This is a genomic window from Streptomyces africanus (genome assembly GCF_030816955.1).
Taxonomy (GTDB): domain Bacteria; phylum Actinomycetota; class Actinomycetes; order Streptomycetales; family Streptomycetaceae; genus Streptomyces; species Streptomyces africanus.
On the sequence record NZ_JAUSYP010000001.1, the window covers coordinates 337,878 to 357,330 of the forward strand.

16 protein-coding genes and 1 pseudogene are annotated in these 19,453 nt (G+C 72.1%); 9 read left to right on the plus strand and 8 right to left on the minus strand.

Features of this window, described 5'->3' with window-relative positions:
• Positions 1 to 116: 116 nt before the first annotated feature.
• On the minus strand, positions 117 to 911 hold the full coding sequence (locus QF034_RS01865) for an SCO4651 family lipoprotein (RefSeq protein ID WP_307173224.1): 795 nt from the start codon (positions 909 to 911) through the stop codon (positions 117 to 119).
• Positions 912 to 1,063: 152 nt separating this feature from the next.
• Positions 1,064 to 1,189: pseudogene (locus QF034_RS01870) on the minus strand (5,10-methylene tetrahydromethanopterin reductase); the annotation flags it as partial.
• 402 nt (positions 1,190 to 1,591) lie between these two features.
• Here QF034_RS01870 and QF034_RS01875 point away from each other — a divergent pair.
• From QF034_RS01875 to QF034_RS01890, 3 genes are all read left to right on the plus strand, one after another.
• The gene (locus QF034_RS01875; RefSeq protein ID WP_307173225.1) at positions 1,592 to 2,497 is read left to right on the plus strand and encodes an NADP-dependent oxidoreductase; all 906 of its coding nucleotides are present in this window, start codon (positions 1,592 to 1,594) and stop codon (positions 2,495 to 2,497) included.
• Positions 2,498 to 2,688: 191 nt separating this feature from the next.
• Entirely contained in the window at positions 2,689 to 3,168 is a 480-nt protein-coding gene (locus QF034_RS01885; protein ID WP_086565066.1) for a MarR family winged helix-turn-helix transcriptional regulator, read from the plus strand.
• Positions 3,169 to 3,337: 169 nt separating this feature from the next.
• Complete coding sequence (locus QF034_RS01890; RefSeq protein WP_307173226.1) at positions 3,338 to 4,246, plus strand: SDR family oxidoreductase; 909 nt, start codon at positions 3,338 to 3,340, stop codon at positions 4,244 to 4,246.
• Positions 4,247 to 4,381: 135 nt separating this feature from the next.
• Here the strand turns inward: QF034_RS01890 and QF034_RS01895 are convergent, their stop codons facing one another.
• A complete protein-coding gene (locus tag QF034_RS01895; protein WP_307173227.1) occupies positions 4,382 to 5,455 on the minus strand; it encodes an alkene reductase in 1,074 nt (357 codons plus the stop codon).
• A gap of 241 nt (positions 5,456 to 5,696) precedes the next feature.
• Here QF034_RS01895 and QF034_RS01900 point away from each other — a divergent pair, with 241 nt between their 5' ends.
• Positions 5,697 to 6,224: a MarR family winged helix-turn-helix transcriptional regulator gene (locus QF034_RS01900; RefSeq protein ID WP_307173228.1), complete on the plus strand. Its 528-nt coding sequence runs from the start codon at positions 5,697 to 5,699 to the stop codon at positions 6,222 to 6,224.
• A 122-nt stretch (positions 6,225 to 6,346) separates the two neighbouring features.
• On the opposite strand, the gene QF034_RS01905 is transcribed toward QF034_RS01900, so the two are convergent.
• The 4 genes from QF034_RS01905 to QF034_RS01920 form a co-directional block, all read right to left on the minus strand.
• On the minus strand, positions 6,347 to 7,345 hold the full coding sequence (locus tag QF034_RS01905) for a sugar phosphate isomerase/epimerase family protein (RefSeq protein ID WP_307173229.1): 999 nt from the start codon (positions 7,343 to 7,345) through the stop codon (positions 6,347 to 6,349).
• Positions 7,346 to 7,373: 28 nt separating this feature from the next.
• Positions 7,374 to 8,570 carry a Gfo/Idh/MocA family protein gene (locus QF034_RS01910; protein ID WP_307173230.1) on the minus strand — a complete coding sequence of 399 codons (1,197 nt, stop codon included), beginning with the start codon at positions 8,568 to 8,570 and terminating at the stop codon, positions 7,374 to 7,376.
• Between the two features lie 126 nt (positions 8,571 to 8,696).
• Positions 8,697 to 9,554, minus strand: coding sequence for a sugar phosphate isomerase/epimerase family protein (locus QF034_RS01915; RefSeq protein ID WP_307179774.1), 858 nt, complete (start codon positions 9,552 to 9,554; stop codon positions 8,697 to 8,699).
• A gap of 8 nt (positions 9,555 to 9,562) precedes the next feature.
• Positions 9,563 to 10,582: a sugar ABC transporter substrate-binding protein gene (locus QF034_RS01920; RefSeq protein WP_307173231.1), complete on the minus strand. Its 1,020-nt coding sequence runs from the start codon at positions 10,580 to 10,582 to the stop codon at positions 9,563 to 9,565.
• A gap of 231 nt (positions 10,583 to 10,813) precedes the next feature.
• Between QF034_RS01920 and QF034_RS01925 the strand changes: the two genes are divergently transcribed.
• The 5 genes from QF034_RS01925 to QF034_RS01945 all read left to right on the plus strand — a co-directional run bounded on the left by QF034_RS01925 (position 10,814) and on the right by QF034_RS01945 (position 17,329).
• Positions 10,814 to 11,827 carry a LacI family DNA-binding transcriptional regulator gene (locus QF034_RS01925; protein WP_307173232.1) on the plus strand — a complete coding sequence of 338 codons (1,014 nt, stop codon included), beginning with the start codon at positions 10,814 to 10,816 and terminating at the stop codon, positions 11,825 to 11,827.
• Between the two features lie 578 nt (positions 11,828 to 12,405).
• On the plus strand, positions 12,406 to 13,551 hold the full coding sequence (locus QF034_RS01930; RefSeq protein WP_307173233.1) for a hypothetical protein: 1,146 nt from the start codon (positions 12,406 to 12,408) through the stop codon (positions 13,549 to 13,551).
• Between the two features lie 93 nt (positions 13,552 to 13,644).
• Positions 13,645 to 14,175 carry a (2Fe-2S)-binding protein gene (locus QF034_RS01935; RefSeq protein WP_307179775.1) on the plus strand — a complete coding sequence of 177 codons (531 nt, stop codon included), beginning with the start codon at positions 13,645 to 13,647 and terminating at the stop codon, positions 14,173 to 14,175.
• The gene (locus tag QF034_RS01940; RefSeq protein WP_307173234.1) at positions 14,172 to 15,176 is read left to right on the plus strand and encodes an FAD binding domain-containing protein; all 1,005 of its coding nucleotides are present in this window, start codon (positions 14,172 to 14,174) and stop codon (positions 15,174 to 15,176) included. Before QF034_RS01935 ends, QF034_RS01940 begins: the two co-directional genes overlap by 4 nt.
• The gene (locus QF034_RS01945) at positions 15,173 to 17,329 is read left to right on the plus strand and encodes a xanthine dehydrogenase family protein molybdopterin-binding subunit (RefSeq protein ID WP_307173235.1); all 2,157 of its coding nucleotides are present in this window, start codon (positions 15,173 to 15,175) and stop codon (positions 17,327 to 17,329) included. The genes QF034_RS01940 and QF034_RS01945 overlap by 4 nt, the downstream gene beginning before the upstream one ends.
• Positions 17,330 to 17,332: 3 nt before the next feature.
• Here the strand turns inward: QF034_RS01945 and QF034_RS01950 are convergent, their stop codons facing one another.
• On the minus strand, positions 17,333 to 19,453 hold the full coding sequence (locus QF034_RS01950) for a hypothetical protein (RefSeq protein ID WP_307173236.1): 2,121 nt from the start codon (positions 19,451 to 19,453) through the stop codon (positions 17,333 to 17,335).

Here is a 19,453-nt window from a genome sequence, read left to right on the forward strand (position 1 = left end):
CCGGTTGCGAGAAGGTCGCGCACGTCGGGACCACGCCAGAGCCGGCGGAAGTGCACGGCCAGGGCTGGAACACCTGGACCTGGTCAGACGGGGCTCCTCTCCGGGCTCGCCCACACTCAGGCCAGCAGGACGTCCTCGCCCGCCGTCACGGGGACGACCTGCTCTGCCGACGGCGCCTCGGCCTTCACCGGCGTCCCGAAGTCCGACAGCGTCATCGTCGTCATGGCCTTCACACCGCCGAAGCAGGACAGCCGGGCCTGGACCGCGCGCCCCTTCCCGTCGACCCACACGTCCGCGTAGACGGGCATGTCGTCGCCCAGCTTCTCGCGCAGGTCGTCCAGCCCCTGTTTCGTATCCGTCGTCATCCGGAGCGTCGCGGTGGCGTGGTCGATCGTGCCCCGGTAGTGCACCGCAGGGGCGCCGTTCACCTGCTCCTCGCCCTCGTTCGACACCTGCCGCATCGCCTTCACCTGGCGGAGCAGGTGCTCGGGGTCGTTCAGCGGCGCCCGCAGGAAGTAGCGGGTCTGGGCCTCGCTGCGGACGGCCGAGGCCCACTCGCTCCCGTCCACCGCCCGCGAGCCCCGCACATAGACGGTGTCGCCGACGAAGACCTCCTCGACGGGGTCCATGCCGCTGTCCTCGAACTCCACCGTCAGCCGGCCCCTGTCATCCCCCAGGTCGAAGGCGCCGGCGATCGTGAAGACGTACGTCGTGGGGCTGTCGGCGGACCGCAGTTCGATCTTCTCGTCCACGCGGGCGCTGTCCGCGCTCGTCTTCTCTATCGCGGCGCGCACGGCCGCCCCGTGATCCACGGCCTTCTCCGCACTCTCCCCCGAGTGATTGTCCGGACCGCCGGAACAGGCGGTGCAGAGCAGGAGGACAGCAGCGGAGAGGACGAAGGCGCGACGCATGGGCTCTCCGAGGAATCGTTTCTGGGCAGGATGGGGCCCGACAGGGCCGGTAGATCTTCGCACAGGCGCAGAACACTGGCCCAGCGGTCGGGCGCGCCTCCGCCCCGCGCCGGGTAATCGTCGAGGTTTGCCGAAGCTGTAGAAGTTGCCGGTCACCCGTCCTCTGCCAACTCCTGCGCGAGGCCGGGGAGTCGGGCTGAGCGCAGCGAGGCATGAGTGGGGGCACCGGGCACATCGGCCGGCCGGCCGACGGCGGACTCCTCGCGCAGCACCGGCACCCACCTCCGCACCGGGCATGTCGGCATGCGATCCATCCGGTTCGGGGACGTGAAGCCCTGCGAGTAGGGAGAGCGACCAGACCGGCTGGGCCGCGCCCCCAGGAGAGCGCCGCGGCAGCGACGACCGTCTCCGCCTTTCGGCGGCACCGCCCCTACGGCGGTCCTGTCCATCGCTGACGTCACGGCCCGCACTGCCTCGGTCGCCGCCCTCTCGGCGCCCTGAGTGCAAGGCTCGCTCCGGCATGAATCTCCCTCATCGACCGCCGCCCCCTGGGGACCGACTGACCGCGGCCGATCTCGCGCAGCCCGAGCGGCTGCAAATATTTGGCTAGCCACATGTTTGCTGTTACCGTGATTACGTGGCCAGCCACCTAAGTGGGTGGTGGCACAAGAGGAGTCGTCATGAAAGCCATCCTGTTCGACCGTTTCGGAGGCACGGAAGTGCTGCGCGAGGCGGACATCGAGGTCCCGCAGCCCGGCCCCGGGCAGGTCCGCGTCCGGGTCAGGGCGGCCGGACTGAACGCCCTGGACGGCAAGATCCGCTCCGGGACACTGGAGGCCGTGTTCCCGACGCCGCTGCCCTCCGTCCCGGGTCACGAGCTCGCCGGGGTGGTGGACGCCGTGGGTGAGGGCGTGCGCGACGTGCGGGTGGGTGACGAGGTGCTGGGCTGGTCGGACACCGGCTCGTACGCCGAGTACGCGCTGGCCACCACCGTGGCCCCCAAGCCCGCCGGCCTCGACTGGCAGCACGCGGTCGCGCTCCCCGTGGCGGGCGCGACGGCCGAGCGGGTGCTGGACCTGCTCGGCGTCACCGCCGGGGAAACCGTGCTGATGCACGGCGCGGCCGGAGCGGTCGGAACCCTGGCGGTCCAGCTCGCCACGGCCCGCGGGGCGCGTGTCATCGGCACCGCCGGGCCCGCCAACCAGGACTACCTCGCCGCGCTCGGCGCCACCGCGACCGTGTACGGCGAGGGCCTGGTCGAGCGGGTCCGGGCGCTCGCCCCCGACGGCGTGGACGCGGTGTTCGACGTGGCGGGGAAGGGAGCCCTGGAGGACTCCATCGCCCTGCGCGGCGGCACCGAGCGCATCGTCACCATCGCCGACTTCCGCGCCCACCAGCTCGGCATCACCTTCGCCAACAGTCCTCAGGAACGCTCGGCCGCCCGCCTGGCCGCCCTCGCCCAGGACGCCGCGACCGGCAAGGTCGTCACCACCGTCACCGCCTACCCGCTCCACCAGGCCGCCACGGCCCAGCAGGTCAGCGACGCCGGACATGTCCGGGGCAAGCTCGTCCTCACCCTCGGCTGATCACCCCAAAGGCACCGGCCAGGGCACGGCCGACCTTGTCACCGTCGTTGCCCTCGCGCCGGCCAACCCGGACCCGGCCGAGCGGCTACGCTCTGACGCGTCGCTGAACACCCCGACCCGGCGACCTTCTACGGCGGCGGAGTGGCCGGCTACACCGACTACCCCACCCACACCGTCTGAGGAACCGAACCATGCCCGCCCCCACACCCCGCGTCCCCGCCACGGCCGGCGAAGGGCCGATGAGCTACGCGATCTTCCAGCTCGCCCGCGCTCACCGCGCCCGCGCCGCCGCCATGCTCCGCGAGATGGACCTGCATCCCGGACAGGAACTGCTGCTGATGCACCTCCTGGACCGGGACGGTCAGACCCAGTCCGAGCTGCTCGAAAGCGTCGGACTGGACCACTCCACCGTCTCCAAGTCCCTACGCCGCATGCAGGACGCCGGCCTGCTCGTCCGCGAGCCTGCCCAGCACGACCGGCGCGTCATGGTCGTCCACCTCACCGACAAGGGCCGTGCCATGCGCGAGCCCCTGGCAGCCATGTGGCGGGCCCTGGAGGAGACCTCCGCGCTGAACCTGTCGGCGGAGCAGGCAGAGTCCTTCGTCCGTACCGCCTACGCCATCGCCGACGCGATCAACAGCCGCCCTCTTCCGCAGGAAGAAGCCAAGTAACTCCCCCCGGTCGCGCCCCGTTACGACCTGGAGGTAAGGCAGGCTTCCCGATTCCCGGGAGAACTCCGGTGAGCCGAGCCGGTGGACCGACGGCGCTCACGTCCCGCGGGCACCACTGCTCCGCCCGCCCGATCCCCCCACTACTGACCTGATGCAAAGTGAGGCCCCCATGACCACCACCCTCCCGGTCCTCGTCGTCGGCGCGACCGGCTCCCTCGGGGGCAAGGTCGTCGACGAACTGCTGGGGCGCGGCAAGAACGTCCGCGCCCTGGTCCGGCCCACCACCGACGCGAGCAGGCTCGAAAGCCGGGGTGTCGGGATCGCCCGCGGCGACATGCTCGACCTCGACTCCCTCGTCGCCGCGATGAACGGCGCCGATGCCGTCATCACCACCGCCGCCGGCTACACCCGCGGCGGCAAGAACGCGCACGACATCGACACCGTCGGCAACGCCAACCTCGCCGAGGCCGCCCACCGCACCGGCATCCGAAGGTTCGTCCTGACCAGCATCCTCACCAGCGACCAGACGCCCGGTGTCCCGCACTTCTGGCACAAGAAGCTCGCCGAGGACAAGCTCGAACAGCTCGGCGTCCCGTTCGTCGCCCTGCGCCCAGGGGCGTTCCTCGACCAGGTCGCGAGCATGGCGGGCGACCCGGTCGACAAGGGCCGCATGGTGTGGATCGGCAAGGCCACCGTCCCTCTGACCTTCGTCCACACCTCCGATCTCGCGGCGTACCTGGCGGCCGCGGTCGACGTCGAGGCCGAGGCCGGTGAGCGGATCGACATCGGCTGGGACCGTCCGGTCAGCATGCGAGAGGTGGCCGACGTGATGGGCCGCCGGGCCGGAAAGAAGATCAAGGTGGTGGCCGTCCCGTCCGCCGTCGCCCGCGCCGCAGGAGCGGTCGCCAGCCGCTTCATGCCCCTGATCAAAGACCTGGCTGCGATGTTCCGCTGGTTCGAGACCGGCCGCTACGTCGCCGACCCCCGCCGGCAGGAGCAGCTGTTCGGCCCCGTCCCCACGGCCGAGGATGCCCTCGCCCGATTCACCGACGAGCTGGGCAAGGCGCAGCACCGGTGACGGGCCGGGCGACACCGCTCGCCGCCGGCTCTGCTTCAGCTCCCGAGTTGTTCGGACAGGTAAACCTGCCTGCCCGCACGTGTGCCCCCGGCCGGATCCACCGAGCCGGGGGCACACAGGCCTGGGTGACGAAGGTCAGTCGAGAGTCGGGTAGTCGGTGTAGCCGGTGTGGTCACCGCCGTAGAAGGCGGCCGGGTCCGGGCTGTTGAAGGGACCGCCGGCGGCCAGCCGCTCGGGCAGGTCGGGGTTGGCCAGGAACAGGGCGCCGTAGGCGATCAGGTCGGCGGTGCCGTCCTCGATCAGCTGCAGCTCCTCCGGGCCCGTGGGCCGCGGGGCGGTGAAGGGGTTGAGGATGTAGGTGCCCGGGAACTGCTTGCGCAGGCGGAGGGTCAGGTCGCGGATCTCGGGGGCCTCCATCTGGTGCAGGTAGGCCAGGCCCAGCGGGGCGAGCGCGTCGACCAGTGCGGTGTAGGTCGCCTCCACGTCGACCCGGTCGGACTCGTCGATGTCGTTGAAGGGGTTTCCGGGGGAGATGCGGAAGCCGACCTTGTCCGCGCCGATGGCCGCGGCGACGGCCTTGGCGGTCTCGACGGCGAAGCGGATGCGGGCCTGCGGCGAACCGCCCCAACCGTCGGTGCGCTGGTTGGAGTTCGGCGCGAGGAACTGGTGGATGAGGTAGCCGTTGGCGCCGTGCAGCTCCACGCCGTCGAAGCCGGCCTCGATCGCGTTGCGCGCGGCGGAGGCGAAGTCGGCGATCGTCTCGAGGATCTCGGCCTCGGTGAGTTCCTTCGGCGTCACGAAGTCCTGCGGGCCGCTCTGCGTGTAGACCTGCCCCTTGGCTGTGGCGGCGGACGGGCCGACCGGCTGAAGGCCCGTGAGGCTCGGGTGGCCGATCCGGCCGGTGTGCATCAGCTGCAGGTAGATCACACCGCCCTCCGCGTGCACGGCGTCCGTCACCCTGCGCCAGGCCGCGACCTGCTCGGCCGAGTGGATGCCCGGCGTGTCGGGGTAACCCTGGCCGATCACCGACGGCTGGACGCCCTCCGTGACGATGAGACCGGCACTCGCCCGCTGCGCGTAATAGGTCACCATCAGGTCGGTCGGGCACTGCCCGGGACCGTACGCGCGACTGCGGGTCATCGGAGCCATCACGATGCGATTGGCCAGTTGCTTGCCACTGAGGTCGTAGGACTGGAATGCCGTCGACATGATTACCTTCCTCGTCTCACAGGCGGGCCACCGCTTACCGCAGCCCATGACGTACCAGCGCCGATTGCGTGGTTTACTGTCTGAACAAGTAAACACCACAGAACCATCCCCCCGCACCCGTGATCCACGTCACTCGGATCGTCTATGAGCAGCCCAAAGGGACTCGTCACAGGTGTGGAGACCCAGTAGGGCAGTAATTTCTACTTGTTCGAGCAAGCCCAGGCCACCCAGCGAGGAAGAAATGACCCAGCCGGAGAAAACGGACGCAAGTGGCTCGGCCACAGCCCGGACGACGGCGTCGGCGGGCGGCCCCTTGCCGCTGCCACCGTCCGTCGCGGCCGGTCCCCTCAGTCACGCGATCCTCCGCGTGGCCCGCGTGCACCGCATGCTCGCCGGGCAGCTGCTGCGTCGGGTCGGTCTCCATCCAGGACAGGAACTGGTCATGATGCAGCTGTGGGACCGCGGCCCCCAGCGTCAGACCGACCTCGTCCGCCTGCTCGGCTCCGACGCCGCCACCATGACCCGCACCATTCAACGCCTGGAGAACGCGGGCTTCGTACGCCGCCGCCCCTCCACCAGCGACAAGCGGGCCACCATCGTGGAACCCACGGCCGCCAGCAACGCTCTGCGGCAAGAGGTGGAGCACGCGTGGCTCGATCTGGAGGCCAGCGTCGTCAATGACCTGACCCCCAAGGAGCAGGCCGAGGCTCTAGAGGCCCTGAGCCGGATCGAGGCCGGCCTCACACGGGCCGCGACACAAGTCGACTGAGGTACCGCACACCGGATCCGGAGCCGCTGTCCTGCGGATCGGGGATCAGCCGTCCGCCGCCACCTGGGCCTACCTCCTTCACACGCAGCGGAGCCGCTGCCTCGATCGCCGCCCGGCCCTGGTCAGAAGGCCGCCGCGGCGCTGTGCAGGTTCTTGGCGGCCAGGGCGAGCCCTTCGGTCCGGGAGTAGGCGGCGTCCTCGTGCTCGATGTTGACGGCCATGCCGGGGTCGATCTCGGCGAGGGCGCGCAGGAACTCGGTCCAGAAGGGGACGTCGTTGCCGAGGCCGACCGCCACGAACTTCCAAGCCGGGTTCTCCGGCCAGGCGTTGCACCAGAAGCCGTACCCCGTGGGCACCTTGCCCGGCGCGTCGGCCGGCACCCGGGTGAAGGACGTGTCGAGCACGCCGCGGATGTCGGCGCCCGGGCAGAGCACCGCGTCCTTGGCTGCGGCGTGGAAGACCAGCGGGCCGAGCCACTTGATGCAGGCGACGACGTCCATGCCCTGCCACATCAGATGGGAGGGGTCCATCTCGGCGCCGACGTTCGTCAGGCCCCCCTCGTCGACGAGCCGCTTCAGCGTGACGGGAGAGAAGACGAGATTGTGCGGATGCATCTCGACAGCGACCCGGACGTCGTTCTCGCGGGCCAGAGCGTCGATCTCCTTCCAGAACTCGACGGCCACGCCCCACTGGTAGTCCAGGACGTCCATGTACACGCCGTCCCACGGATTCACGACCCAGGAGGGGTACTTGGCATCCGGGTCCGAACCCGGCGTGCCGGACATGGTCACGACGTGCTTCACACCGAGCATGCCTGCGAGGCGGATCGTGCGACGCAGGTCGTCGGCGTGCTTGGGGCCGACACCCGGGAGCGGGTTGAGCGGGTTGCCGTTGCAGTTGAGGCCGGTCAGTTCCATCCCGCGGTCGGCGAAGGCCTCCAGGTACTCCTCGCGCGCGGTGGCCGAGGACAGCAGCAGGTCGACCGGGCAGTGCGGGGATGGGATGAAACCGCCGGTGTTGACCTCCACCGAGGTCAGGCCGTTCTCCTTGAGTATGTCGAGGGCCTCGGGGAGAGTGCGGTCGTGCAGACAGGCGGTGTAGGCGCCGAGCTTGAGGGCCATGCGCGTGCTCCTTGGGTACGTGCGGAGGTCAGGCTGCGGGCGGGACGTCGACGGCGGCACCGCCGTCGCGCGAGGACTCGACGACGGCCCGGATGATCTCCATGGTCCGCAGCGCGTCGGCGAACGTGGCGCAGGCCGGCAACGGCTCGGCGACCCCCGCGACCTGGTCGAGGAAGGCCCGGGCCTGGTAGGTGAAGTGGTCGGCGTTGCCGGCGCCCACACCCGGCGCCTCCATCGGAACACCACCCGCGAAGTACGGCAGCTGCGGGCCGACGATGATCTGCCGGGCCCCGCGCGTACGGGCCTCGGGCTGCGCGTCGTCGAAGAGGTACTCGGCGGGCCGGTGCTGGTCGAAGGCGGCCCGCCCGCCCACGCCCAGAACGTCGAAGGCGAGCCCGTTGGGCAGACCGAAGCCGGTGCGCGTCACCGAGAAGGTGCCGACCAGACCCGACTCGAAACGGGCCGTGAAGGACGCGGTGTCCTCGTTCTCCACCTCGCCCACCTCCTCCGACACGGGAACGGCGTGGTGCCCGACGACCGCGCCCAACGGCAGCGGCCGCTTGGTGATCTGTGTCGACAACGAGGCGCCGGAGACCGAGGTGATGGGCCCGGCGACGTACTCGGCGACGTCGATGACGTGCGAACCGATGTCCCCGAGCGCACCGGAACCGGCGCCGCCCTTGAAGCGCCAGCTCAGGGGCCCGTTCGGGTCGGTCGCGTAGTCGCACCAGTAACGGCCGCTGAACAGCGTCGGATCGCCCAGCTCACCGGCACGCACATGCTCGCGGATCGCCGCGATGCCGGGCGAACGCCGGAAGGAGTACCCGGCGGCCGTCACCACCTCGGCATCCCGTTCCAACTCGGCCATGGCACGGGCGTCTTCGAGCGACCCGGCCAACGGCTTCTCGCACAGCACATGCTTTCCGGCGGCGATCAGCGCCTCAGCGATCGGACGGTGCAGATCATTTGCCACGACGACGGAGACCGCGTCGATCGTCGGGTCCTCGGCGACGGCCTCCCAGCTCGGCAGCGCCTTCTCGTAGCCGTAACGGCGGGCGGCGTCCTCGCCGAGTTCGACATTGGCATCGGCGATCGCGGCCAGCCGGACGGGCGGCAGACCGGCACCGAAGACCGTGTGGACGTTGCGGTATCCGGCAGCGTGACTGCGGCCGGCCATGCCGGCGCCGATCACCGCGACGGAGAGGGGTTGGGCGGACGAGGTCATGGCGGTGCCCTTCGAAGGAGTAGTGATCAGGATCGGTGTGGAAGGAACAAGCCCCCTCATCACCAGGTGGGTTGGAGCACCATGCGGCCTCGTCGACGAGACCGGAGCCGGCGGGGCCACGACCCGTCACGGCCAGGTGGTCAGGTACTCGTCGATCTTTTTGCGCATGAACACCGAGGACTCCTTGGCGCGCTCCTCCCAGGCGAACACGCAAGCGGTGAGGGTGCCGTCGAAGCCGTTCGCGCGCAGTTCACGGAAGAGCTCGTCGAAGTCCACCTCGCCCTGCCCCATGTCGAGGTGCTGGTGGATACGGGCCGTTGTGCCGGGCGGGTTGAGGATGTAGCGGTTGCCCGAGGACGCGGTGTGGTCGAACGCGTCGGCCAGGTGGACGTGGGTGAGCAGGTCGCCCGCGTACGCGATGATGCCGGGGGCGTCGTCGCCGATGTGGAAGGTGTGCGGGGCGCAGTAGAGAAACGTGACGTCGGGGTTGTTGATCCCCCGGATCAAGTTGATCGCGTCGTAGCCGTTCTCGATGAAGTCGTCCGGGTGCGGCTCCAGCGCCAGCTTGACGCCCTCTCGCTCGAACACCGGCAGCAGCTCGTCCAGGGACTTCCAGAACTGAGCCTCACTGCGATCGGGGTCCTCGGGGCGTCCGTTGAACTCCGAGATCATGCTGTTCACGCCGAGGTCGGCGGCGATCTGGATCGAGCGCTTCCAGTACCGTACGGCGGCCTGCCGGGCGTCCTCGTCCGGGCCGGACCAGCGGAACAGCGGCAGCAACGAGGAGATGCCGACACCCGCCGCGTCCAGCGCCTTACGGAACTTCCGCACCGTCGCGTCGTCCACGCGCGGATGGCGGAAGAACGGAATGAAGTCCTCCCGGGGCGACAGCTCGATCCACTCGTATCCCAACTCGGCGACCACCGAGGGCAGTTCGAGGAGCGGCACGTGACGGATCATGTACGGGTCGAGGGCGATCTTCATGGGGCTCATCACCGGGTTCCCTTGGCGGCGAACTCGGCGACGGCGTCGACGTTGGACTTGTCGACGAAGGCCGGTCCGGTCAGCACGGGCTGCTCGCCGCCGCCGCTGAAGTTGCCGTTCGTCTTGTAGAGCCAGAGGGAGTCGACCGCCAGGTATCCCTGCAGGAAGGGCTGCTGGTCGACCGCGAACTGGATGGTGCCCTTCTCGATGGCGGACACCAGGTCCTTGTTCAGGTCGAAGGTCGCGATCTTCACCTTGCTGCCCGACTCGGAGACCGACTGCGCGGCGGTCAGCGCGATGGGCGCGCCGAGGGTGACCACTTCGTCGATCGAGGAGTCCTGCTTCAACCTGGCCGTGATGGTCGACTTCACCGACGGCATGTCCGTGCCGTTGACGTAGAGGATGTCCGTCTTGCCGCTGAAGGTCTTCTTCACTCCGGCGCAGCGCTCTTCGAGGTTGACGTCGCCCTGGGCCTGGATCACGCACAAGGCGTGCTTGGCGCCGGTGCCGTTGAGCTTGGAGCCGAGGGCCTGGCCGGAGACGGACTCGTCCTGGCCGAAGAACGACAGCAGTTTCTGCTGCTTCCAGGCGCCCAGGCCCGCGTTGAGGCCGACCACGGGGATGCCGGCCTTCTCGGCCGTGGCGACGACGGCTTTCAGGGCGTCGGGCTTGGCGAGGGTGACCGCGATGCCGTCGACCTTCTGGTCGATCGCGTTCTGCACCAGGTTGGCCTGGTCGCCGGCGTTCTCGTCGTTGGAGTAGATCAGCTTGACGTTGTCCTTCGCAGCGGCCGCTTCGGCGCCCTTGCGGATGGTGTCCCAGAAGGTGTCACCGGAGGGCGCGTGGGTGACCATCGCGATCGTCATACGCGGCGTGGAGGCCTTGCCGACGGCGACGTTGCCGGCGCTCTCCTCCGCCTTCTTCCCGCCCGAGTTGCTGGAACAGCCCGCGAGGGCCAGGGCGGCCACGGCGGCCACCGCTACTGCGGGGACGATTCTGCGGGAGCGGGGAAGCGGTGTGCGGGTCATGGGCGTGCACCTCACTGTGCAGGGAGGAGAGGGGGGATCCGCGGATTTCGGAGGGCCGCCGGAGAGGAGGGGCGCTCAAGGCCTCGTACTCACAGGCTGGGCTCTTTAGAACATCAGGACAATTTAAAGCGCTTTAAGTTCTGGTACTATCAGCCTGGTTTCGTGATCGTGTCAAGGGTGTTGCACGGGGAGATGTGCCGCGCGGAGGTACAAGTGGACGACAGTGGTTCCATGCGTCACCGCAACGGCGGGCACAAGCGTCCGAGGTTGGAGGACGTGGCCGCGCGGGTGGGCGTGTCCACGGCGTCGGTGTCCCTGGTGCTGCGCGGCGTGCCCGGCCCCAGCGAGCGGACTCGGCAGCGCGTCCTCAAGGCGGCTGCCGACCTCGGCTACCAGGTGGACCGCACCGCCAGCACGCTGGCCAGCAGGCGCAGCCGGCTGCTCGGTGTCATGGTCGACATCCGCAGCCCGTTCCACGCCGAACTGGTCGAGCACCTGCACACCGCGGCCGAGGAGGTCGGCTACGACCTCGTCCTGAGCACCCTCACCCGCACCCGCGACGAACAGACGGCAGTGGAGACACTGCTGGCCTTCCGCAGCGAGGCACTGATCCTGCTCGGCCCGACGTCGCCCGCCGACGCGCTCGCCGCCCTCGACAACAAGACCCCCGTCATCGCCGTCGGCCGCCGCATCGCCGACTCGGCCCTGGACGTCGTGCGCACCGCGGACGACGACGGCGTGGGCCAGATCGTCGGTCATCTCGTCGGTCTCGGCCACCGCGAGATCGTCTATGTCGACGGTGGCAAGGGCGTCATCGCCACCGACCGGCGGCGCGGCTACCGCACCGCCATGCGCCGCCACGGACTGGGCGAGCAGATCCGGGTGCTCACCGGAGACCAGACCGAGGCGGCCGGCGAACGCGCCGCCCGCCATCTCCTCAGCGGCCCCCGGCTGCCCACCGCGGTCGTCGCGTTCAACGACCAGTCGGCCATCGGTGTGCTGGCCGCCCTGACCCGAGCGGGCGTCGCCGTCCCGGGCCGGGTCTCCGTCGTCGGCTACGACGACGACACGCTCTCCCGGCTGAGCTGCTTCAACCTGACCACGGTCAGCCAGAGCGCCCGGGAACAGGCCCGCCACGCGGTGACCGCCGCGGTCGAGCGCCTCGACCAGGACCGCACCGAACCCCGCGAGGTCGTCCTCACCCCACGCCTCGTCCTGCGCGGCACCACGGCCGGACCTGCGTGAAGGCACGGGGGGGGAAGCGGGGAGGGCGTGCAGCCGGGTCTGACGGCCCGGTCGTCGTCGTACCGGCGGCCCCTGCGCGGGCGGGCCGGCCCCTTGCGCACCTGGATCGCGGCGGTGCGCACGTGGATCGCGGCGGTGCGTCAGTCACCGCCCGGACGCCGGCCGGCGCCGGCCGAGGCCGTCGGCGCCGACCTGTTCGGCCCTGCTGTGTGGGCCGCCCGTAGTACTGCCCCGCCCAGCGGGATGTCGTCCACTACCCAGCGACGTCGCCCGGGCGGCGGCACCCCAGAGGGCCTGACGGCAGGCGAGCAGGACCCGCCCCGATGCGGATGGTGGGCGGGCCCTGCTCGTGCGGACCATTGTCGGGACCTGGTGCCGGTGGTGCCACGAGTGTGATCCGCCGCCCTGCGCGCGGCGCGCACACCCCGTGCGCGCCGCGCGCCTCCGAGCACCCGGTGCTGCCCCCTGGCGCTGCCGGGCGCCGCAGGGCGCTGCCCTGTGTGTGACCCCGGGTTATGCCCGTCGGCCTGCGGCGACGATACTGGCAGGCGCCCCTGCCCCCGTTCACAGTTGGACCCATGCCGACTTCCCCCACCGTCCGCCCCATGACTCCCGACACGGTGTGGCTGGCTCGTGGCCGCCATGCCGAAGGCGCCGCGGAAGACGTGCTCCGGCACTCGCTGGAGCAGCGCAAGCGAAGTCGGGCCATCGACGACTTTCTCGAAGTGCCCGAAGCCGGGACCGAGGCCGGGACCGACGCCGGAGCCGAGGCCGCCCCGGCCGAGCGGGTCTTCGAGGCCCGCTGGCGGGTGGAGGAGACGGTGACCGTGCGGGCCCGGATCGGCGTGACGCCCGGGCCGGACGGCGGGCAGGAGTGGATCCTGGTCGCGGAGGCCGAGCGGCCGTGGAACTACGACTGGCCGTCGCCCGCCGCGCTGTTCTGGCCGGAGGAGCCGGACGTCGCCTGGGACCGGGACGGCGCCGCGGAGCTGTCCCTGCGGACGATCAATCCGCTCCCCCGCGACGACAAGGACACGCGGCGCCTGTTCAGGAACGCGGTGCCCGGCGGGTGGCACATCCACGTGGTCGTCCACGAGGCGATGTCCACGGACGAGCGAGGCCGGTTGCCGGTGGCGCGGTGGCTGCCGGCGGGGCTGCGGCACCGTGTGGTGGAGCATCGGGCCGCGCCGCAGCAGCTGCGGGGGGTCAACTGGGCTCTGCGGGATTCCGGTGTGCAGGTGCCGCGCGGCGGTGCGGTGGTGCTGCCCGGCACCCCGGAGCCGGACGGCTACGCCGCCGAGGACTTCTCCGTCCGCGCGGTCTTCCTCGACGGCTCGGAGCCGGCCGACCTCGTCGACGCGGTGACGCGGTACGCCGCGCTGCCCAGACCTCTGCCCGACGGCGCCGAGGACGCCCTCACCGCCTTGCGGGAGAACTGGCACCTGCTGACCCTCGAGGAGGAGCTGGAGCGCCAGCGCGGTCTGGTGGCCATGTACGCGGAGGCGCTGGAGGCCATGACGAAGTCCCGTGACCTGTACCGGGAGGCGGCCGAACGGGCCCACGAGGCGCTGGCCGTCTACCAGGAGTCCGCCGAGGCCGCTCCCGTGCGGCAGCAGCCCTCCGACGCCCCCGCGGCGTCTCCGCTGCAACAGCTCACACGCACGTTCGAACGGCTGAAGAGCAGGTCCCAGCGCCCGGTGACCCCCTCGCGGGACGAGGACTAGGAGCCGTCTTCAGAGGGTGCACGTGTCGGTCGTGGTCTGGTGGATACGCGGTCCGTACGGCAGTACGGCCCGTCCGGGAAGGTCCACCACGCCATGGGCAACGACCAGCACCACTCGGAGACGACGCTCCGCGTCAACGGCAAACCCCACACCCTCACCGTCGACCACCGGCGGGTCCTGCTGGACCTCCTGCGGGAGGATCTGGACCTCACGGGCGCCAAGAAGGGCTGCGACCACGGCCAGTGCGGTGCCTGCACGGTCCTGGTGGACGGGCGGCGAGTCAACAGCTGTCTGCTGTTCGCGGTCGCCCTGGACGGCTGTGAGGTCACCACGATCGAAGGGCTGTCCGGCGACGGCGAGGGGCCCCACCCCCTGCAACAGGCCTTCCTGGAGCGCGACGCCTTCCAGTGCGGCTACTGCACCCCGGGCCAGATCTGCTCCGCGGCCGGCATGCTCGCCGAGGCGGCCGCCGGTCATCCCTCGCACGTCACCGACCCGGCGACGCCCTCGGGCGAGCCGGTCACGCTGGACCGGGAGGAGATCCGGGAGCGGCTGAGCGGCAACCTGTGCCGGTGCGGTGCGTATCCGCGGATCGCCGAGGCCGTGGAGGACGTGATCCCGTGAAGGAGTTCGCCTACGTCCGCGCCGGGAGCGTCGAGGAGGCGACCTCCGCGTACGCCTCCCACCCCGGCGCCCGTTATCTCGGCGGCGGCACCAACCTCGTCGATCTGATGAAGCTCGGTGTCGAGCGGCCCGCCGCGCTCGTCGACGTCACCCGTCTGCCGCTGGACGCGGTGGAGGAGCTGCCGGACGGTGCGCTGCGGATCGGGGCGATGGTCCGCAACAGCGACCTCGCGGCCCACCCCCTCGTGCGCGACCGTTACCCGGCGCTGTCGCAGGCGGTGCTCGCGGGGGCGTCCGGGCAGTTGCGCAACGCGGCGACGACCGGCGGCAATCTGCTCCAGCGGACCCGGTGCCCGTACTTCCAGGACCTGTCGAAGCCGTGCAACAAGCGCGAGCCGGGCAGCGGCTGCGGCGCCCGGGACGGCGTCCACCGTGACCACGCGGTGCTCGGGCACTCCGCACACTGCATCGCCACCCATCCGTCGGACATGGCGGTGGCGCTGGCCGCGCTGGACGGGCGTGTCGAGCTGTACGGCCCCGAGGGCGCCCGGAGTGTCGCGGCGGCGGACTTCCACCGGCTGCCCGGGGACCGGCCGGAGCAGGACACCGAGATCCGGCCCGGCGAGCTCGTCACGGGCGTGGTGCTGCCGGCCGCCACGGCAGGGCTTGCGTCGGCGTACCGCAAGGCCCGCGACCGGGCCTCGTACGCCTTCGCGCTCGCGTCCGTCGCGGCCGTGCTGCGGGTGTCGGACGGTGTGGTCGGCGGCGTGGGGCTCGCGTTCGGGGCGCTGGCGCACCGGCCGTGGCGGGCCCGGCGGGCGGAGGAGGCGCTGCTGGGTGCGGCTCCGACCGCCGCCGCGTTCGAGCACGCCGTCGACCTGGAACTGTCCGCCGCGCAGCCGCTGCGGGACAACGCCTACAAGGTGCCGCTGGCCCGGGGAATCGCCCTGGACGTGCTGTCCCGGCTCGCCGACGCGGCGCTGACGAGGAGGACTTCATGACCGGCAGTGTGGGAGCCCCTGCCGAGCGCCGGGAGGGCCGGGAGAAGGTCGGCGGCACCGCCCGCTACGCCGCCGAGTACCACTACCCCGGCCGGGCCCAGGCCTGGCCCGTGCCGGCGGCCGTCGCCCGGGGCCGGGTGACCGGCGTGGACACGGCGGCCGCGCTGGCCGTGCCCGGTGTGCTCGCCGTCCTCACCCACGAGAACGCGCCACGGCTCGCCGAGCCGGACGATCCCACGCTCGCCGTGCTCCAGGACCCCCGGGTTCCGCACCGCGGCTGGTTCGTTGCCCTGGTGGTGGCCGAGACCCTGGAGGCGGCGCGGGCCGGTGCCGCCGCGGTCCGTGTCGACTACGCCGCCGAGGAACACGATGTGACCCTCACCGCCTCGCACCCGGGGGTGTACGTCCCCGAGGAGGCGGGCGCCGGTTATCCGGCCGTCCGCGAACACGGCGACCCCGACGGGGCGTTCGGTGCCTCGACCGCCCGGGTCGATGTCGCCTACCGGGTGCCGCCGTTGCACAACCACCCCATGGAGCCGCACACCAGCACCGCCCGCTGGGAGGACGGCCGGCTCATCGTGCACACCTCCAGCCAGGGCACCGGTGCCGTACAGGGCGTGCTCGCCGGGCTGTTCGGCGTTCCCGAGGACCGGGTCGTCGTCACCGCCGAGCACGTCGGCGGCGGCTTCGGCTCCAAGGGCACGCCACGGCCCGACGTCGTGCTCGCCGCGATGGCGGCACGCCAGACCGGGCGGGCGGTCACCGTGGCACTGCCCCGCCGGTACCTGCCCGCCGTCGTCGGGCATCGCGCTCCCACCCTGCACCGGCTGCGGCTCGGCGCCGACGCGGACGGGCATCTCACCTCCCTGGTGCACGAGGTCACGACGCACACCTCCCGGATCAAGGAGTTCGTGGAGCAGGCGGCGGTGCCGGCGCGGGTGATGTACGCGGCGCCCCACAGCCGTACGGAGCACCGGGTCGCGGCGCTGGACGTGCCCTCGCCGTCATGGATGCGGGCGCCGGGCGAGGCGCCGGGCATGTACGCGCTGGAGTCCGCGATGGACGAACTCGCCGCCGAGCTGGGCATGGACCCGGTCGAGCTGCGCGTCCGCAACGAGCCGGACGTCGAACCCGACAGCGGCAAGCCGTTCAGCAGCAGGCACCTGGTGGAGTGTCTGCGCGATGGCGCCCGCCGCTTCGGATGGGCCGGGCGCGATCCCCGGCCGGGCTCCCGCCGGGACGGGCCCCTGCTGCGGGGGACGGGGGTGGCGGCGGCGACGTATCCCGTCATGGTGTGGCCCGCCACGGCGTCGGCCCGGGCGCTGCCCGACGGGACGTTCCTGGTGCGGGTCAACGCCACGGACATCGGTACGGGCGCCCGGACCGTGCTCGCGCAGGTCGGTGCCGACGCCCTCGGCGCGCCGCTGGAGCGGGTGCGGATCGATGTCGGCAGCACCGAACTCCCGTCGGCGCCGCTGGCCGGCGGCTCGTCCGGCACCGCCTCCTGGGGCTGGGCCGTCCACGAGGCCTGCACTCGGCTGGCACGGCGGCTGGCCGAACACACAGGGCCGCTGCCCGAGCAGGGCCTCGACGCCCGCGCCGACACCCGGGGCTCGGCGGACGCCGGGAGCGACTGGGCGCGGCACGCCTTCGGGGCGCACTTCGCCGAGGTCGCCGTGGACACGGTCACCGGCGAGGTCCGGGTCGGCCGGCTGCTCGGGGTGTACGCCGCGGGGCGCATCCTCAACGCCCGTACGGCACGCTCCCAGTTCGTCGGCGGCATGACGATGGGCCTGGGCATGGCGCTGACCGAGGGCAGCACGATGGACGCCGCGTTCGGTGACTTCACGGAGTCGGATCTGGCGTCGTACCACGTGCCGGTGCACGCCGACGTCGACAGGATCGAGGCGCACTGGCTGGACGAGGACGATCCCCGTCTCAACCCCATGGGCAGCAAGGGGATCGGAGAGATCGGCATCGTCGGGACGGCCGCGGCGATCGGCAACGCGGTCCACCACGCCACCGGCGTCCGCTTCCGCGAACTGCCGCTGACGCCCGACCGGGTACTGACCGGGCTGCTCGACGGCCGGACGGCGAACGACGCCCGGACCGGCTCCGCAGTGGGCGGATCCGGTCCGGTGCGGGGCGTGTAGGCGTCACTCCGCCAGCCGGCGTGCCTCGGGCGGCGGCGCGGGCGCCCACTGCCGGCCCGCGAGGGGCGCCACCATACGGAAGACCAGCGCGACGAGGGCCAGCAGTGCCGCGCACACGGCGGTCGCGGCGACGAGCCACGGCGGGGCGAGTGCGAGGTCCACGGCCCGGGGCAGGGACGCCGAGGGGAAGGAATTCCCGTACGCCTGGGCCGCGGCCAGCACCGTGGGCACCACCACCGCGCCGGCCAGCACCAGCGCGACGGGACGCAGTGCCAGCAGCAGGGCCAGGACCGTGCACAGCACCGACAGGCCGAGGCCGAACGCGTGCAGACGCAGGGACGCTCCGCCGCGCTGCAGCGGGAAGTGGGCCACCGCGCACAGGACCAGCGCCAGGGCGGCGAGCCAGCCCGACCAGGACACGGACCTGGCGAGCCGGTCCGCACGGGCGCGATCCGGGGGCGAGTCGTCGCGCGTCCGGCGGGTCTCATGAGTCTCAGGGGTCTCAGAGGTCTCGCCGGTCCCGGTCGGGCGTGCCGCGCGGCGCTTGCCCGGCCGACCGGGCTTCCCGGGTTTCCGTGGCGCGTCGTCCGGACGTGACGTCCCGGCCGGCAGGCGCCCGTTGCGGTCCAGACGCTCAAGGCCCAGGCGGTCGATCAGCTCGACCAGCTCCCCGACGGACCGGCGGGTGGCGGCTGCCCGGAGCGCCTCCTCGCGGACGTGCGGCATCTGCGGCTCCTTGTGCAGGAGGGTCACCAGCCGGGTCACCTCCTCCACCGGGCGGTGGGCGGCCGCGGCCCGGATGGCCTCGTCGGCGCAGTCGGCGTCGCGCGGGGGCTTCGTCAGCAGGGCGATCAGCCGGGAGACGTCCTCGACGGACCGGTCCACTCCGGCCGTGCGGAGCGCGTCGACCTTCGCCTCCGCGTGGTCGGGCGACCTCTCCAACGAGGTGATGAGGGCGACGACCTCCTCCAGAGGCCGGTCCGCCACGGCGGCGTGCACCAGATCGCTGACGGCGTCGCCGTACGGCACCGCGGCGCCCGGTGCGGTGCCGGGCCGGAGCTCCACCGGGTTGTCGTCGAGCGAGCGGATGACGAACGGCCGCGCGCTCGGCTGGTCCGTCTCGTCCTGTCCGGACGCGGCGGGGTGAGCGGGGTCGCCCGGCTCGGGCGCGGCGGGCTGGTCGCTGTCGCCCGGCTCCCGCTCGGGAGACCGCGCGGCCTCGTCCGGGCCGGAGGTGGCGGGCCGGTCGGGCTCGGCCGGCGCCTGGTCCGTACGGTCCGGGGCGGGAGCGACGGGCCGTACCTCGGCCGGATCCAGCCATTCCTGTGGGGGCGGGGCGGGACGCGCCTCCGCGGGGTCCGTCCATTCCTGTGCGGGCGGAGCGGGACGCGCCTCCGCGGGGTCCGTCCAGTCCGGTGCGGGCGGAGCGGGACGCGCCTCCGCGGGGTCCGTCCATTCCTGTGCGGGCGGGGCGGGACGCGCCTCCGCGGGGTCCGTCCATTCCTGTGCGGGCGGGGCGGGACGCGCCTTCGCGGGGTCCGTCCAGTCCTGGCCCGGCGCGGAAAACCGCTCGACCGCCGGGTTCGAGCCGGCGGGAGCGGACTGCGTACGCGCGTCGCCCGGGGCGGGGGCGGCAGACCAGTCGGTCGCCGTGCCCGGGCCGGGGGGAGCGGGCCGGGGCGCCGGGTCCGCCCGGTCCAGGCCGGGGGCGGCAACCTGCGCCTGCGCCTCACCCGACAGGTCCAAGCCAAGGGCAGCAGCCTGCGCCTCACCCGACAGGTCCAAGCCAGGGGCAGCAGCCTGCGCCTCACCCGACAGGTCCAAGCCCGGGGCGGCAGCCTGCGCGTGCGCCCGGTCCGGCTGGTCCGGGCCGGGCGCGGCGGGCCGGGCGAAGCTCATGTCCGCCTCGTCCGAGACCGGGGTGGCGGGCCGGGCGCCGGGCTCGCCGCCCGGCCGGTCGGAAGAACCGTACGTCTCCTGCTCGGCGGCGGGCTGCGTGCTCGTCTGCTCCGCCTGGTACGTGCCGGTGGCGACGGTGGTCTCGGCGGACGGCTGGGCGGCCCCGTTCGGCTCGTTCGGTATGGCAGGTCCGTCCGAGCGGGGTGATGAAGAGCAGGTGGTCAT